Origin of the sequence: Streptomyces sp. NPDC051133 (genome assembly GCF_040682635.1) — a bacterium.
Lineage (GTDB): Bacteria > Actinomycetota > Actinomycetes > Streptomycetales > Streptomycetaceae > Streptomyces.
On sequence record NZ_JBFBBK010000020.1, the window covers coordinates 39655 to 53792 of the forward strand.

General features: G+C 72.7%; 14 protein-coding genes and 1 pseudogene. 13 read left to right on the forward strand and 2 right to left on the reverse strand.

Translation table 11 applies throughout. The features are described from left to right. Positions 1-12 precede the first annotated feature (12 nt). Entirely contained in the window at positions 13-765 is a 753-nt protein-coding gene (locus AB0N17_RS21470) for an SDR family oxidoreductase (protein WP_366013010.1), read from the reverse strand. 103 nt (positions 766-868) lie between these two features. Between AB0N17_RS21470 and AB0N17_RS21475 the strand changes: the two genes are divergently transcribed. The 7 genes and pseudogenes from AB0N17_RS21475 to AB0N17_RS21505 all read left to right on the forward strand — a co-directional run bounded on the left by AB0N17_RS21475 (position 869) and on the right by AB0N17_RS21505 (position 7294). Beyond that, on the forward strand, positions 869-1684 hold the full coding sequence (locus AB0N17_RS21475) for an AIM24 family protein (RefSeq protein WP_366013011.1): 816 nt from the start codon (positions 869-871) through the stop codon (positions 1682-1684). A gap of 76 nt (positions 1685-1760) precedes the next feature. Further along, positions 1761-2253, forward strand: a pseudogene (locus AB0N17_RS21480) (dihydrofolate reductase family protein). Positions 2254-2378: 125 nt separating this feature from the next. Beyond that, entirely contained in the window at positions 2379-3290 is a 912-nt protein-coding gene (locus tag AB0N17_RS21485) for a DMT family transporter (protein ID WP_366013012.1), read from the forward strand. A gap of 86 nt (positions 3291-3376) precedes the next feature. Next, complete coding sequence (locus AB0N17_RS21490) at positions 3377-3772, forward strand: ribonuclease domain-containing protein (RefSeq protein ID WP_366013013.1); 396 nt, start codon at positions 3377-3379, stop codon at positions 3770-3772. A gap of 296 nt (positions 3773-4068) precedes the next feature. Further along, positions 4069-5271, forward strand: coding sequence for a histidine kinase (locus AB0N17_RS21495; protein WP_366013107.1), 1203 nt, complete (start codon positions 4069-4071; stop codon positions 5269-5271). An 83-nt stretch (positions 5272-5354) separates the two neighbouring features. After that, positions 5355-6032 carry a response regulator transcription factor gene (locus tag AB0N17_RS21500; RefSeq protein WP_366013014.1) on the forward strand — a complete coding sequence of 226 codons (678 nt, stop codon included), beginning with the start codon at positions 5355-5357 and terminating at the stop codon, positions 6030-6032. Positions 6033-6103: 71 nt separating this feature from the next. Further along, positions 6104-7294, forward strand: coding sequence for a cytochrome P450 (locus AB0N17_RS21505; protein WP_366013015.1), 1191 nt, complete (start codon positions 6104-6106; stop codon positions 7292-7294). A 79-nt stretch (positions 7295-7373) separates the two neighbouring features. Here the strand turns inward: AB0N17_RS21505 and AB0N17_RS21510 are convergent, their stop codons facing one another. After that, on the reverse strand, positions 7374-8396 hold the full coding sequence (locus AB0N17_RS21510; protein ID WP_366013016.1) for a Gfo/Idh/MocA family oxidoreductase: 1023 nt from the start codon (positions 8394-8396) through the stop codon (positions 7374-7376). Between the two features lie 118 nt (positions 8397-8514). Here AB0N17_RS21510 and AB0N17_RS21515 point away from each other — a divergent pair, with 118 nt between their 5' ends. The 6 genes from AB0N17_RS21515 to AB0N17_RS21540 all read left to right on the forward strand — a co-directional run bounded on the left by AB0N17_RS21515 (position 8515) and on the right by AB0N17_RS21540 (position 14130). Beyond that, positions 8515-9264 (forward strand): GntR family transcriptional regulator, encoded by a 750-nt coding sequence (locus tag AB0N17_RS21515; RefSeq protein ID WP_366013108.1) that lies wholly within the window; start codon positions 8515-8517, stop codon positions 9262-9264. A 166-nt stretch (positions 9265-9430) separates the two neighbouring features. Next, positions 9431-10435, forward strand: coding sequence for a sugar ABC transporter substrate-binding protein (locus AB0N17_RS21520; RefSeq protein ID WP_366013017.1), 1005 nt, complete (start codon positions 9431-9433; stop codon positions 10433-10435). 80 nt (positions 10436-10515) lie between these two features. Further along, entirely contained in the window at positions 10516-11520 is a 1005-nt protein-coding gene (locus AB0N17_RS21525; protein ID WP_366013109.1) for an ABC transporter permease, read from the forward strand. Further along, the gene (locus AB0N17_RS21530) at positions 11517-12290 is read left to right on the forward strand and encodes an ATP-binding cassette domain-containing protein (protein WP_366013018.1); all 774 of its coding nucleotides are present in this window, start codon (positions 11517-11519) and stop codon (positions 12288-12290) included. The genes AB0N17_RS21525 and AB0N17_RS21530 overlap by 4 nt, the downstream gene beginning before the upstream one ends. Positions 12291-12406: 116 nt before the next feature. Then, positions 12407-13552: an ROK family glucokinase gene (locus tag AB0N17_RS21535; protein WP_366013019.1), complete on the forward strand. Its 1146-nt coding sequence runs from the start codon at positions 12407-12409 to the stop codon at positions 13550-13552. Then, positions 13549-14130, forward strand: coding sequence for a sugar kinase (locus AB0N17_RS21540; RefSeq protein ID WP_366013020.1), 582 nt, complete (start codon positions 13549-13551; stop codon positions 14128-14130). Before AB0N17_RS21535 ends, AB0N17_RS21540 begins: the two co-directional genes overlap by 4 nt. The last annotated feature ends 8 nt before the right edge of the window (positions 14131-14138 follow it).

A 14138-nucleotide genomic window follows, 5' to 3' on the forward strand; every position in this document is an offset into this window, starting at 1 on the left:
CCACGTGTCATCTCAGGCCGCGTGCCCTCCGTCCACCGCGAACTGGGCACCGGTGACGTACGCGGCCTCCGGTCCCGCCAGATACGCCACCATCGAGGCCACCTCGTCCGCCGTGCCGAACCGCCCCAGTGCCGTCATGGCCGCCTGCGCGGGGGCGTAGGGGCCGTCGGCCGGATTCATGTCGGTGTCCGTCGGCCCGGGATGGACCACGTTCGCGGTGATGCCGCGCCCGCCCAGCTCCCACGCCAGCGCCTTCGTCAGCCCCACCAGCGCCGCCTTGCCGGTCGCGTACAGCGTCCCGCCCGGCCCCGGCACCCGCTGGGTCATGCAGGTGCCGATCGTGACGATCCGCCCGCCGTCCGCCATCCGTGCGGCCGCCGCCTGCGAGGCCAGGAACACCCCGCGCACGTTCACGGCGAGGACCCGGTCGACGTCTTCCAGGGTGAACGTCTCAAGCGGGCCCAGCAGCCCGACCCCCGCGTTGTTCACCAGCACGTCGAGCCCGCCCAGCTCCCCGGCCGCGCGGTCCACCACGCCCGCCGCGTCGGCCGGGTCCGCCAGGTCCGCGCGCACGGCCACGGCCCGGCGCCCCAGCGCCCGCACCGCCCGTACGACCTCCTCGGCCGCGTCCTTCCCCTGCACATAGGTCACCGCCACATCGGCGCCCTCCCGGGCGAGCCGCAGTGCCGTCGCCGCGCCGATGCCCCGGCTGCCCCCGGTGACCAGGGCCTTCCTGCCGGTCAGGTTCTCGTGAGTCGTTGTCATGGCTCCATCCCACCGGCCGCGGCGCGGCCGTGCTGGCGGCGAACGGACACGAAGATGCCGGGGGTCCGGAACTCTTCGCTCCCCCTCCCGCGTTCTTCCCCTCGTGACCCTTCAGCAAGAGATCGTCGGCAACGCCATGCAGATGGCGGTCGTCAACCTGCACCCCGGCCAGACCGTGTACTGCGAGGCCGGCAAGTTCCTGTTCAAGACGACGAACGTGACCATGGAGACCCGCCTGTCCGGCCCGTCGGGCCAGGGCAACGGAGGACAGCCGGGCGGCGGTGGCGGCATGGGAGGCATGCTGCGCCAGGCCATGGGCACCGCCATGCAGGTCGGCCAGCGGATGCTCGCGGGCGAGTCGCTGGCGTTCCAGTACTTCACCTCCCAGGGCGGTCAGGGCACGGTCGGCTTCGCGGGCGTGCTCCCGGGCGAGATGCGCGCCCTGGAGCTGGACGGCACGCGCGCGTGGTTCGCCGAGAAGGACGCCTTCGTGGCCGCCGAGTCCACCGTGGAGTTCGGCATCGCCTTCGCGGGCGGCCGCACCGGCATGAGCGGCGGCGAGGGCTTCGTCCTGGAGAAGTTCACCGGGTACGGCACGGTGATCATCGCGGGCGCGGGCAACTTCATCGACCTGAACCCGGCGGACTTCGGCGGCCGCATCGAGGTGGACACCGGCTGCGTGGTCGCCTTCGAGGAGGGCATCCAGTACGGCGTCCAGCGTGTCGGTGGCCTCAACCGGCAGGGGATCATGAACGCCGTCTTCGGCGGCGAGGGCCTGTCCCTGGCCACCCTGGAGGGCAACGGCCGGGTGATCCTGCAGTCCCTCACCATCGAGAGCCTCGCCAACGCCCTGAAGAAGGCCCAGGGCGGCGACAAGCAGGGTCCGACCGGCGGACTGTTCTCCACCCACTCCGGCTGAGAGGGATGAGTTCCGGGCGGCCGCGGGGTCCTGCCTGACGACAGCAGACCCCGCACCCGGAAAGAGGGCACCCGTCATGGGCAAGCTCGTCTCCACCCTCCTCGTCACCCTCGACGGCGTCCACCAGCCGCCCGGCGGCCCCAGGAGGACACCTGCGGCGGCTTCACCCACGGCGGCTGGAGCTTCCCGTACGGCGACGACGACTTCGGCCGGTTCGTCGTCGAGGGCTTCGACCGCGCCGGCGCCTTCCTGCTCGGCCGCCGCACCTACGAGATCTTCGCCTCCTACTGGCCGCGGATGACCGACCCGGCCGACCCGATCGCCTCCCGACGGACGGCGAGCTGCAGATCCACGGCAGCGGCGCGATGGTCCGCTCGCTGGTCGATCTCGGGCTCCTCGACACCCTGCACCTGCTGACCTTCCCGGTCGTCCTCGGCACCGGCCGCCGCGTGTTCAGGGAGGGCACGGCCCCCACCCGCTTCCGGCACCGCGGCGGGCGCGTCACCGGCACGGGCGTCTCCCTGCAGACGTACGACCTGGCGGGCCGCCCGGAGTACGGGTCCTACTGACCGCCCGACGCCCGGCGCGCGGCGAAGTCCCTGGCCGCAGACCGTCCCCGCCGGTACGGTGATCGCGCCCCGTGCGAGCCGCCGACGTCTGCGCACCCCTCCGGACAGCCGAAAGAGCCGCTCGCATGTCGTCGATCGCCGTACCGGGCGCCGCGCTCGCACCGCGCCGCGCCTGGCACACGGATCTGCCCGTCCTGCTCGTCGCGGTGTGCTGGGGCGCCAGCTATCTCGCCGCGAAGGAGATCACCACCGCCCAAACCGTGCTCGCCGTGCTGGTGGTGCGGTTCGCGCTCGCCCTGCCGGTCCTGGCCGTCGCCGGCCGGCGTGCCCTGCGCGCGCTCACCGGCGCCCAGTGGCGCGGGGCGGCCCTGCTGGGCCTGGTGCTGAGCGGGATCTTCCTGCTGGAGACGTACGGGGTGGTGCACACCTCGGCCACCAACGCCGGTCTGATCATCAGCCTCACCATGGTGTTCACGCCGCTCGCCGAGGCGGCGGTCACCCGCACCCGGCCCACCCCCGCCTTCCTCGGCGCGGCCGGCCTGTCGGTGCTCGGCGTCGTCCTGCTCACCCAGGGCGGCGGCTTCACCCGGCCCTCGGCCGGCGACCTGCTGATGCTGCTCGCCGCGCTCGCCCGCACCCTGCACGTCCTCGCCATGTCCCGGATCCGGGCCCTGCGAGGTGCCGAGGCGCTGCCCCTCACCACGGTCCAGCTGGGCACGTCCGTCGGTGTCTTCGTCCTTCTGTCGGCCGCCGGCGGCGGTCCGGCTCCGTGGGCGGTGGCGGCCGGCTTCGGCGCGCGGCAGTGGGCGGGGCTGCTGTTCCTGTCCGTGCTGTGCACGGTGTTCGCCTTCTTCGTGCAGATGTGGGCCGTCCGCCGTACCTCCCCCTCCCGGGTCGGCCTGCTGCTCGGCACCGAGCCCCTGTGGGCCGCGGCGGCCGGGACCCTGCTGGGCGGGGAACGGCTCGGCGCGTTCGGGCTGGCGGGCGGCGCGGTGGTGCTCGTGGGGGCCGCGTGGGGACGCCGGGCGGCAGGTTAACTCCCTGAAAACTCCTCGTTCTTGACAGGAAAACCTTCAACTTTGTCGTTGACATGCCAACGTCTACGCGCGTCATCATGGACGGCATGAGATTCCCCCCACGCACCCCACGCATCGGCGCCGCGGCCGTTCTCCTGTCCGCCCTCCTCGTCGGCGGCACCGTCTCCGCCGGCACGGCGGACGCCGCGGCCTCGTCGGTCGGCGGCATCTGCTACGGAGCCCTGCCGTCTCAGGCCCACGACACCCTGAAGCTGATCGACCAGGGCGGCCCCTACCCGTACGCGCAGGACGGCACCGTCTTCTCCAACCGTGAGGACGTGCTGCCCGGCCGGCCGTCCGGCTACTACCACGAGTACACGGTGAAGACCCCCGGCTCCTCCACGCGCGGCGCCCGGCGCATCGTCACCGGCCAGGAGACCCAGGAGGACTACTACACCTCCGACCACTACGCCACGTTCGATCTGATCGACTTCGGCTGCTGAGCCGCCCGACCGGATCAGGGAGAACAGCGCCACCCGTGTGACACGGAGAGACTCGCCCCGCGGCCGCCCCCCACCCCGGACCGCGGGGCGAGCCGTGTCCGCCGGACGTCCACCCGGACGCCCGCACCGGCGGACCGCGCCGCCCGCCCCGCGCCGAAGGTCCACGGTGCCGCGACTTCGGTAGCCGATCCCGGGCGCGGGGCGGCCACGGACCCGCGTTCCGCATAGATTTGCCGACCGTGAACGAGGACAGGCCGCACCGGCCCACCGCGCCCGGGACCGAGCTGCGCCGCTGGATGCTCCCTTCGGCCCTGGCCGGAGAGCTGGACCCGGACCCCACGGGCCGGCGCCCCCGCCGCACGGCCCGGGACTGGGCCGTCGACGTGTGCTGCTTCCTGCTGGCCCTGCTGCTGTTCCTGGGGATCACGGCGTCCCTGGTGCCCCACCCCGACGTTCCCGGGGCCCTCGTGGTGGTGGACGTGGTGCTCGGCGCCCTGTCCTGCCTCGCGGTCTGGCTGCGCCGCCGGTGGCCGGTGGGCCTCGCCGTCGCCATGATCGTCGTCGGGTTCCTGTCCGACACCTCCGTCGGCGCCGCGGTGATCGCCCTGTTCACCGTCGCCGTGCACCGGCCGTTCCGGTACGTCGCCTGGATCGGCGGCGCCGACCTCGCCCTCCTCCCCCTGTACTACTGGTGGCGCCCGGAATCCGGCGTGCCCTTCGCGGGCGCCGTGGTGTTCGCGGCGCTGCTCACCGTCTCCGTCGTCGGCTGGGGCATGTTCGTCCGCTCCAAGCGGCTGCTCGTGCTGAGCCTGCGGGACCGCGCCCACCGGGCGGAGACCGAGGCCCGCCTGCGCGCCGAGCAGGCACAGCGGCTGGCCCGCGAGGAGATCGCCCGCGAGATGCACGACGTGCTCGCCCACCGGCTCACCCTGCTCAGCGTGCACGCCGGCGCCCTGGAGTTCCGCCCGGACGCGCCCCGCGAGGAGGTCGCACGGGCCGCCGGGGTCATCCGGGAGAGCGCCCACGAGGCGCTGCAGGACCTGCGGGAGATCATCGGCGTCCTGCGCACCGGCGGCCCCCACGACGCGGCCGGCGGCCGGCCGCAGCCCACGCTGGCCGCCCTGGACACCCTCGTCGCCGAATGCCGGGAGGCCGGCATGGAGATCACCCTCGACCACCGTGTCGCCGACCCCGCCGCCGTCCCCGCCTCGGTCGGCCGCACCGCCTACCGCATCGCCCAGGAGGCCCTGACCAACGCCCGCAAGCACGCCCCCGGCAGCGCGGTCACGCTCCGCCTGACCGGTACGCCCGGCGACGGTCTCACGCTCACGCTCACCAACCCGCCCCCCGGGACCGAGGCCCCGCCCGTCCCCGGCTCCGGGCAGGGCCTGATCGGCCTCACCGAACGCGCCACGCTCACCGGGGGCCGCCTGCACCACGGCACCACGGCCGACGGGGGCTTCGAGGTCCGGTCCTGGCTGCCCTGGGACCAGGCCTGACGGGCCGTGCCCGGCCCCGGCAGCGTGCGAGGTTCGCGGCAAAGGCCCCCGCACCGCCCGCGCGGGCATGATTACGTGAGTCCATGACTGGGACGCCGATCAGACTCCTCCTCGTAGACGACGATCCGCTGGTGCGGGCCGGGCTGGCGCTGATGATGGGCGGGGCCGAGGACATCGAGATCGTCGGGGAGGCCGCCGACGGCGGCGAGGTCGGGGAACTGGTCGCGCGGACCCGCCCCGACGTCGTCCTCATGGACATCCGGATGCCGTCGGTGGACGGACTCACGGCCACCGAGCGGCTGCGGGCGCGGGCGGACGCGCCGGAGGTCGTGGTGCTCACCACCTTCCACGCCGACGAGCAGGTCCTGCACGCCCTGCGCGCGGGCGCCGCCGGGTTCGTGCTCAAGGACACCGCGCCCGCCGAGATCGTCGACGCGGTGCGCCGGGTCGCGGCCGGGGAACCGGTGCTGTCGCCCGCCGTCACCCGCCAGTTGATGCGGCACGCGGCCGGAGCCGCCGCCGACTCCCGGCAGGCCCGCGCGCGGGAGCGGCTCGCCGCCCTCAACGACCGCGAACGGGAGGTGGCCGTGGCCGTCGGCCGGGGCCTGGCCAACGCCCAGATCGCCGGCCGGCTCTTCATGAGCGTCGCCACCGTCAAGGCCCATGTCTCGCGCATCCTCGCCAAGCTGGGCCTGAACAACCGCGTGCAGATCGCCCTGCTGGCCTACGACGCCGGACTGCTCGACGAGACCGGGCACTGAGCGGGCCGCCCGTACGTTGTCCTTGCACCGGGAGACGCCCGGAGGCCTCGGGGGAGTCCGGAAGGGGAGCGATGGACAGGCGACGGGTGATCGATCTGGGGGAGTTCGCGGACGAGCTGCGCCGCGACCCCCACCCGGTGTACGCCCGGCTGCGCGAGCGGGGCCCCGTGCACCGGGTCCGGCTGCCGGGATCGGACGAGAACTACGAGACCTGGCTGGTCGTCGGGTACGAGGAGGCGCGCGCCGCCCTCGCCGACCCCCGGCTGGCCAAGAACGGTGCCGAGATCGGTGCGACGTTCCTCGACGAGGAGCTGATCGGCAAGCATCTCCTCGCCGTCGACCCGCCCCGGCACACCCGCCTGCGCTCCCTGGTCACCCGCGCGTTCACGATGCGCCGGGTGCAGCGGCTGCGCCCGCGGATCCAGCGGATCACCGACGACCTGCTCGACGAGATGCTGCCACGCGGCCGCGCCGACCTCGTCGAGTCGCTCGCCTTCCCGCTGCCCATCACCGTCATCTGCGAGCTCCTGGGCGTGCCGGACATGGACCGCGCGGAGTTCCGCAAAATGTCCAACGAAGTGGTGGCGCCCACCAGTTCGCAGACGGAGTACGACGCGGTCGTCCGCCTCGCCGAGTACCTCACGCAACTGATCGAGGACAAGCGCCGCGCCGCCCCCACCGACGACCTGCTCAGCGACCTGATCCGCACCACCGCCGAGGACGGCGACCGGCTCTCCCCGGACGAACTGCGCGGCATGGCCTACCTGCTGCTCGTCGCGGGCCACGAGACCACGGTCAACCTCATCGGCAACGGCGTCCACGCCCTCCTCACCCACCCCGGTCAACTCGCCGACCTGCGCGCCGACATGAACCTCCTGGACGGTGCGATCGAGGAGATGCTGCGCTACGAGGGCCCGGTGCAGAGCGCCACGTTCCGGTACGCGGCCGAGCCCCTGGAGATCGCCGGCACGCCGATCGAGCAGGGCGACCATCTGGTGGTCGGACTCACCGCGGCCGGCCGCGACGCCGCCCGCTGGGACGACCCGCACCGGTTCGACATCCACCGCGACGCCCGTGGCCACCTCGCCTTCGGCCACGGCATCCACTTCTGCCTGGGCGCACCGCTCGCCCGTCTCGAAGGCCGCATCGCCGTGGGGACGCTGCTGGAGCGGGCTCCCGGCCTCGCGCTCGACGGCGAGCCGGGCGAGTGGCTGCCGGGCATGCTGATGAGAGGGATGCGCGGCCTTCCGGTGCGCTGGTGAGCAGCGGCCCCGGCACGTCGTACGACGGCGGTTCGCGCTCCGGGCGTCAGTCCCATGAGGACCGTCCGCGCTCCGGGCGTCAGTCGTACGACAGCCGTCCGCGGTCCGGGATCTCCGCCAGCCGGACGGGGCGGTGCTCCCGCCGGGAGATCTCGCAGGCCTCGGCGATCCGCAGCGCCTGGAGGGCCTCGCCGCCGTCGCACGGGTTGGGCCGCCCGCCGCGCAGCACCTCGACGAAGGCGCACAGCTCGGCCTCGTAGGCGGCCCCGAACCGCTCCAGGAATCCCGTCCACGGCTTGTCGGCGGGTGGCGGGCCGGTCGGCTCGGTGGACGCGACGGGCGTGCGGTCGTCGAGGCCGACGACCACGGTGTCGGCCTCCCCGGCCAGCTCCATGCGGACGTCGTACCCGGCGCCGTTCAGCCGGGTCGCCGTCGCCGTCGCCAGGGTGCCGTCGTCCAGCGTGAGCAGCGCCGCGCCGGTGCCGACGTCACCGGCCTCGCGGAACAGCGCGGGGCCGCCGTCGGAGCCGGTGGCGTACACGTCGGTCACTTCACGGCCCGTCACCCAGCGCAGCACGTCGAAGTCGTGGATCAGCGCGTCCCGGAACAGCCCGCCGGACAGCGGCAGCCAGTCGGCCGGGGGAGGCGCCTGGTCGCAGCTCAGGGCCCGCACGGTGTGCAGCCGCCCGAGCCGTCCCGAGCGCACGGCCTCCCGGGCCCCGGCGTACCCGGCGTCGAAGCGCCGCTGGAAGCCCATCTGCAGGATCGTTCCGGCCGCCTCGACCTCGGCGAGCGCCTGCAGCGTGCCCGGCAGGTCGAGGGCGATCGGCTTCTCGCAGAAGACCGGCAGCCCCGAGCGGGCCGCCCGGCCGATCAGCTCCGCGTGGGCGGACGTCGCCGTGGTGATCACCACCGCGTCCACACCCCACCGGAAGATCTCGTCCACCCCCGGCGCCGCCGTCTCGCCCAGCCGGTGCGCCAGCTCCTGTGCCCGGGCCGGATCCGCGTCCGTCAGGATCAGGGATCCGACATCGCGGTGGCGGCTGAGCGTCCTCGCATGGATGGTGCCGATCCGGCCCGTACCGATGACCCCGATGCGCATGGAAACAAAGTGAGGCGGAACCCGGCCCCGTGTCAATGCGCATGTCCGGACAACCGGACTACACAACTTCCCGTCAACCGATCACGCGGCTACGCTCGAGCCCGTGCCGAAACCAGATGTGGACCCGACCGTCGCGCTCGACCTCCGCGTGGACCGTAGCTCCCCGGTGCCGCTGTACTTCCAGCTCTCCCAGCAGCTGGAGGCCGCCATCGAGCGCGGCAGCCTCACCCCGGGCAGCCTGCTCGGCAACGAGATCGAGCTGGCCGCGCGGCTCGGCCTGTCCCGGCCGACCGTCCGCCAGGCCATCCAGTCCCTCGTCGACAAGGGGCTCCTCGTCCGCCGCCGCGGCGTCGGCACCCAGGTCGTGCACAGCCAGGTCAAACGTCCGCTGGAGCTGAGCAGCCTCTACGACGACCTGGAGGCGGCCGGCCAGCGCCCCGCGACGAAGGTGCTGGTCAACACCGTCGTCCCGGCCTCCGCCACGATAGCCGCCGCGCTCGGCGTCGCCGAGGGCGGCGACGTCCACCGCATCGAGCGGCTGCGCCTCGCGCACGGCGAGCCGATGGCGTACCTGATCAACCACCTGCCGCCCGGCCTGCTCGACCTGGACACCGGCCAGCTGGAGGCGACCGGACTGTACCGGCTGATGCGCTCCGCCGGGATCACCCTGCACAGCGCCCGCCAGTCCATCGGGGCCCGCGGCGCCACGGCCGCCGAGGCCGAGCGGCTCGCCGAGGCCGAGGGCGCCCCGCTGCTCACCATGCAGCGCACCACCTACGACGACACCGGCCGCGCGGTGGAGTTCGGCGACCACACCTACCGGCCCACGCGCTACTCCTTCGAGTTCCAGCTTCTCGTGCGGTCCTGACGCCCGCCGCCCGCTCGTCGCAATGTCCGGACAATACGACCGAGGTGGGCCCCCGGTCGTGTCAGGTGTGTTCCCCATGTTCGATACTGGAGCGTTTGGGGCCGCCGAGGAGTGACGCGTCGGCCCCTCGCGCACGTCACGCACACAGCAAGAAGGGCACGGCCTCGTGGCACGGTTTCGGACCTGGGCAGTCATGGCGCTCGCAGGGGCACTCTCGGTGTCCCTGGCGGGCTGCAGCAGCACCGGCGGCAAGCGGGCCGAGGACGCCCGCAAGGCCGCTGCCGCCCAGGGCAGGTCGGCGGTGAACACGCCCCGCTGGACCTTCGCGATGATCACCCACTCGGGGGACGGCGACACCTTCTGGGACATCGTGCAGAGCGGCGCCGAGCAGGCCGCCGTCAAGGACAACATCAAGTTCCTGTACTCGCACGACGACGAGGCCCAGCAGCAGGCGCAGCTGGTGGACGCGGCGGTGGACAAGAAGGTCGACGGGATCATCGTCACCCTCGCCAAGCCGGACGCCATGAAGGCCGCCGTCGCCCGCGCCGAGAAGGCCGGCATCCCGGTGGTCACGGTGAACTCCGGCTCCGAGGAGTCCAAGGCCTTCGGCGCCCTCACCCACATCGGCCAGGACGAGACCGTCGCCGGCGAGGCCGTCGGCGACGAGCTGAACAAGCGCGGCCGGAAGAAGGCCCTGTGCGTGCTGCACGAGCAGGGCAACGTCGGCCACGAGCAGCGCTGCGACGGCGTCGCCAAGACCTTCCGCGGCACGCTCCGCAAGCTCTACGTCAACGGGACCGACATGCCGGACGTGCAGTCCGCGATCGAGGCCAAGCTCCAGGCCGACCCGTCCGTCGACTCCGTCGTGACCCTCGGCGCCCCTTACGCCGACACCGCCGTGAAGGCGAAGGACGACGCGGGCAGCAAGGCCGAGGTCGACACCTTCGACCTCAACGCGAAGGTCGCGGCCGGGCTGAAGGACGGCACCCTCGGGTTCGCCGTGGACCAGCAGCCGTACCTCCAGGGCTACCAGGCCGTCGACCTGCTGTGGCTGTACAAGTACAACGGCGACGTCCTCGGCGGCGGCAAGCCGGTCCTCACCGGCCCGCAGATCGTCACCAGGGACCAGGCGTCCGCGCTGGCCGAGTACACCGAGCGGGGCACCCGGTGAGCGCGGCCCTCGACGACACGTCCCTCGGCGACCAGGCCCCGGACGACACGGCCCCGGACGACACGGCCCCTGACGAAAGGATTCTGCAGACCTCGCCGCTGCGAAAGCTGCTCTCCCGGCCGGAACTGGGCTCGGTGGTGGGCGCGCTCGCCGTCTTCCTCTTCTTCGCCTTCGCCGCCGACGGCTTCCTGCACGCCTCCAGCCTCAGCACGGTCCTGTACGCCTCCTCGACCATCGGCATCATGGCCGTACCCGTGGCGCTGCTGATGATCGGCGGCGAGTTCGACCTCTCGGCCGGTGTCCTGGTGACGTCCTCGGCGCTGGTCTCCTCGATGTTCAGCTACCAGATGACGGCGAACACCTGGGTCGGCGTCGGCGTCTCGCTGCTGGTCACGCTGGCCGTCGGCGCGTTCAACGGCTTCATGCTCACCCGCACCAAGCTGCCGAGCTTCATCATCACGCTGGGCACCTTCCTGATGCTGACCGGCATGAACCTCGGCTTCACCAAGCTGATCGACGGCACCGTCTCCACCAAGACCGTCGGCGACATGGAGGGCTTCGCCGGCGCCCGCGCCGTCTTCGCCTCGACCCTCACCCTCGGCGGCGTCGACTTCAAGGTCACCATCCTGTGGTGGCTGGGCCTGGTCGCCCTCGCCTCCTGGATCCTGCTGCGCACCCGCGCCGGCAACTGGATCTTCGCCGTCGGCGGCAACCAGGACGCGGCCCGCGCGGTCGGTGTCCCGGTCGCCAGGACCAAGATCGGCCTCTACATGGGCGTCGCCTTCGGCGCCTGGGTCTGCGGCCAGCACCTGCTCTTCTCCTTCGACGCCGTCCAGTCCGGCGAGGGCGTCGGCAACGAGCTGATCTACATCATCGCGGCCGTCATCGGCGGCTGCCTGATCACCGGCGGCTACGGCAGCGCGATCGGCTCCGCCGTGGGCGCCCTCCTCTTCGGCATGACGAGCAAGGGCATCGTCTTCGCCGAGTGGAACCCCGACTGGTTCAAGTTCTTCCTCGGAGCGATGCTGCTCCTCGCGACCCTGCTCAACACCTGGGTCAAGAAGCGCGCGGAGGCGAGCAAGTGACACCACTCGTCGAGCTGACCGACGTCAGCAAGCACTACGGCACCGTCCGCGCCCTGGAGGGCGTCTCGCTGGAGGTCCGCGCGGGCGAGATCACCTGTGTCCTCGGGGACAACGGCGCGGGCAAGTCGACGCTGATCAAGATGATCGCGGGTCTGCACCGGCACGACGGCGGCACCGTGCGCATCGAGGGCGAGGAGACGACCCTCTCCTCCCCGCGCGAGGCCCTGGACCGCGGCATCGCGACCGTCTACCAGGACCTGGCCGTCGTCCCGCTCATGCCGGTATGGCGCAACTTCTTCCTGGGCTCCGAGCCGCGCAAGGGCGCCGGCCCCTTCCGGCGCCTGGACACCGACCTCATGCGCCGCACCACCCGGGAGGCCCTGCTGCGCATGGGCATCGACCTCAGGGACGTCGACCAGCCCATCGGCACCCTCTCCGGCGGCGAACGCCAGTGCGTGGCGATCGCCAGGGCCGTCCACTTCGGCGCGAAGGTCCTCGTCCTGGACGAGCCGACGGCCGCACTGGGCGTGAAGCAGTCCGGTGTGGTCCTCAAATATGTGGCGGCGGCACGGGACGAGGGCCTGGGCGTCGTCTTGATCACCCATAACCCGCACCACGCGTACCTGGTGGGGGACAGGTTCGTGCTCCTGAGGAGGGGCACGATGGTGGGCAATTACACACGGGACCGCATCACGCTGGACGAACTGACCCAGCAGATGGCCGGCGGCTCCGACCTGGACGCGCTGCGCCATGAACTGCGGCGCGGTTAGGGGCGCGGGGAACCGCCCGGTCCACCACGGCGCACGCCGCACCCGGCGCCGGTCGGGCACCCCCGCCTCCCGCCCCGCGCCGCACTCGGTGTGAGCGTGCGGCAGAATCGAGCCCGATGAGCACCTACCGCGACCTCACGGCCCCCATCGGCTCCCGCCGAGCCCCCGTGCTCCGCACAGTGGGTACCAGGGAACGCCGGTCACATCTGACTGCCCCCCGTGTCCCCACCGTCGGCATCGACATCGGCGGCACCAAGGTCATGGCGGGCGTCGTGGACGCCGACGGCAACATCCTGGAGAAGCTCCGCACGGAGACGCCGGACAAGTCCAAGAGCCCCAAGGTCGTCGAGGACACCATCGTCGAACTGGTCCTGGACCTCTCCGACCGGCACGACGTGCACGCGGTCGGCATCGGCGCCGCCGGCTGGGTCGACGCCGACCGCAACCGCGTCCTGTTCGCCCCCCATCTGTCCTGGCGCAACGAGCCCCTGCGCGACCGCCTCGCCGGCCGCCTGTCCGTGCCGGTCCTCGTGGACAACGACGCCAACACCGCCGCCTGGGCGGAGTGGCGCTTCGGCGCCGGCCGCGGCGAGGACCACCTCGTCATGATCACCCTCGGTACCGGCATCGGCGGCGCCATCCTGGAGGACGGCCAGGTCAAGCGCGGCAAGTTCGGCGTCGCCGGCGAGTTCGGCCACATGCAGGTCGTGCCCGGCGGCCACCGCTGCCCGTGCGGCAACCGCGGCTGCTGGGAGCAGTACAGCTCCGGCAACGCGCTCGTCCGCGAGGCCAGGGAGCTGGCCGCCGCCGACTCCCCGGTGGCCTACGGGATCATCGAGCGCGTCAAGGGCAACGTCGGCGACATCACCGGCCCGCTGATCACCGAGCTGGCCCGCGAGGGCGACGCCATGTGCGTGGAGCTGCTCCAGGACATCGGCCAGTGGCTCGGCGTCGGCATCGCCAACCTCGCCGCCGCCCTCGACCCGTCCTGCTTCGTCATCGGCGGCGGCGTCAGCGCCGCCGACGACCTGCTGATCGGCCCGGCCCGGGACGCCTTCAAGCGCCACCTCACCGGCCGCGGCTACCGCCCCGAGGCCCGCATCACCCGCGCCCAGCTCGGGCCCGAGGCCGGCATGGTGGGCGCGGCCGACCTGGCCCGGCTGGTCGCCCGCCGGTTCCGCCGGGCCAAGCGCCGCCGGGTCGAGCGGTACGAGCGCTACGAGCGGTACGCCCAGGCCCGCCGCGACCGGGACAGCGCATGACCCCGTCCCTGCCCCACCAGGCCGACCCGCCGGACGAGCCACGCCGCCCCGCCGAGGACCCGCGCCACAAGGCCAGGCGCCGCGCGCTCACCCTGCTGATCATCGTCCTGCTCATCGGCGTCCCCGCCGGCTACCTGGTGATCTCCGCCAACCAGAGCCGCAACAGCGGCAAGGACAAGGAGGCGAAGTACTCGGCGACCGGCCTCACCCCGGGCTGGCCGTCGAAGGTGCAGCGCCGGCTGTACCAGGTCACCGTCCCGCACCCGGCCGACTACATCGCCTACTACGAGACGAACAACTGGAAGACCAGCCGTCTGTACGTGCAGTTCCGCACCAACCCCGCGGGCCTGGACGGCTTCCTGCAGACGATGGGCGCCCGCCGGGACGAGCTGAAGAAGGACGACATCACCATCAGCTCCCGCGACCAGAAGGTCAGCGGCTGGCACTTCACCGGCCCCGGCCCCTGGTGGGGACTCACGCACCGGCAGAAGAACCCCGCGCCCACCCAGGACGTGGTGGTGAACCTGGCCGACCCGAACTATCCGATGGTGTACGTCGTCTCCCGCACGGTGCCGTGAGTCCCGGC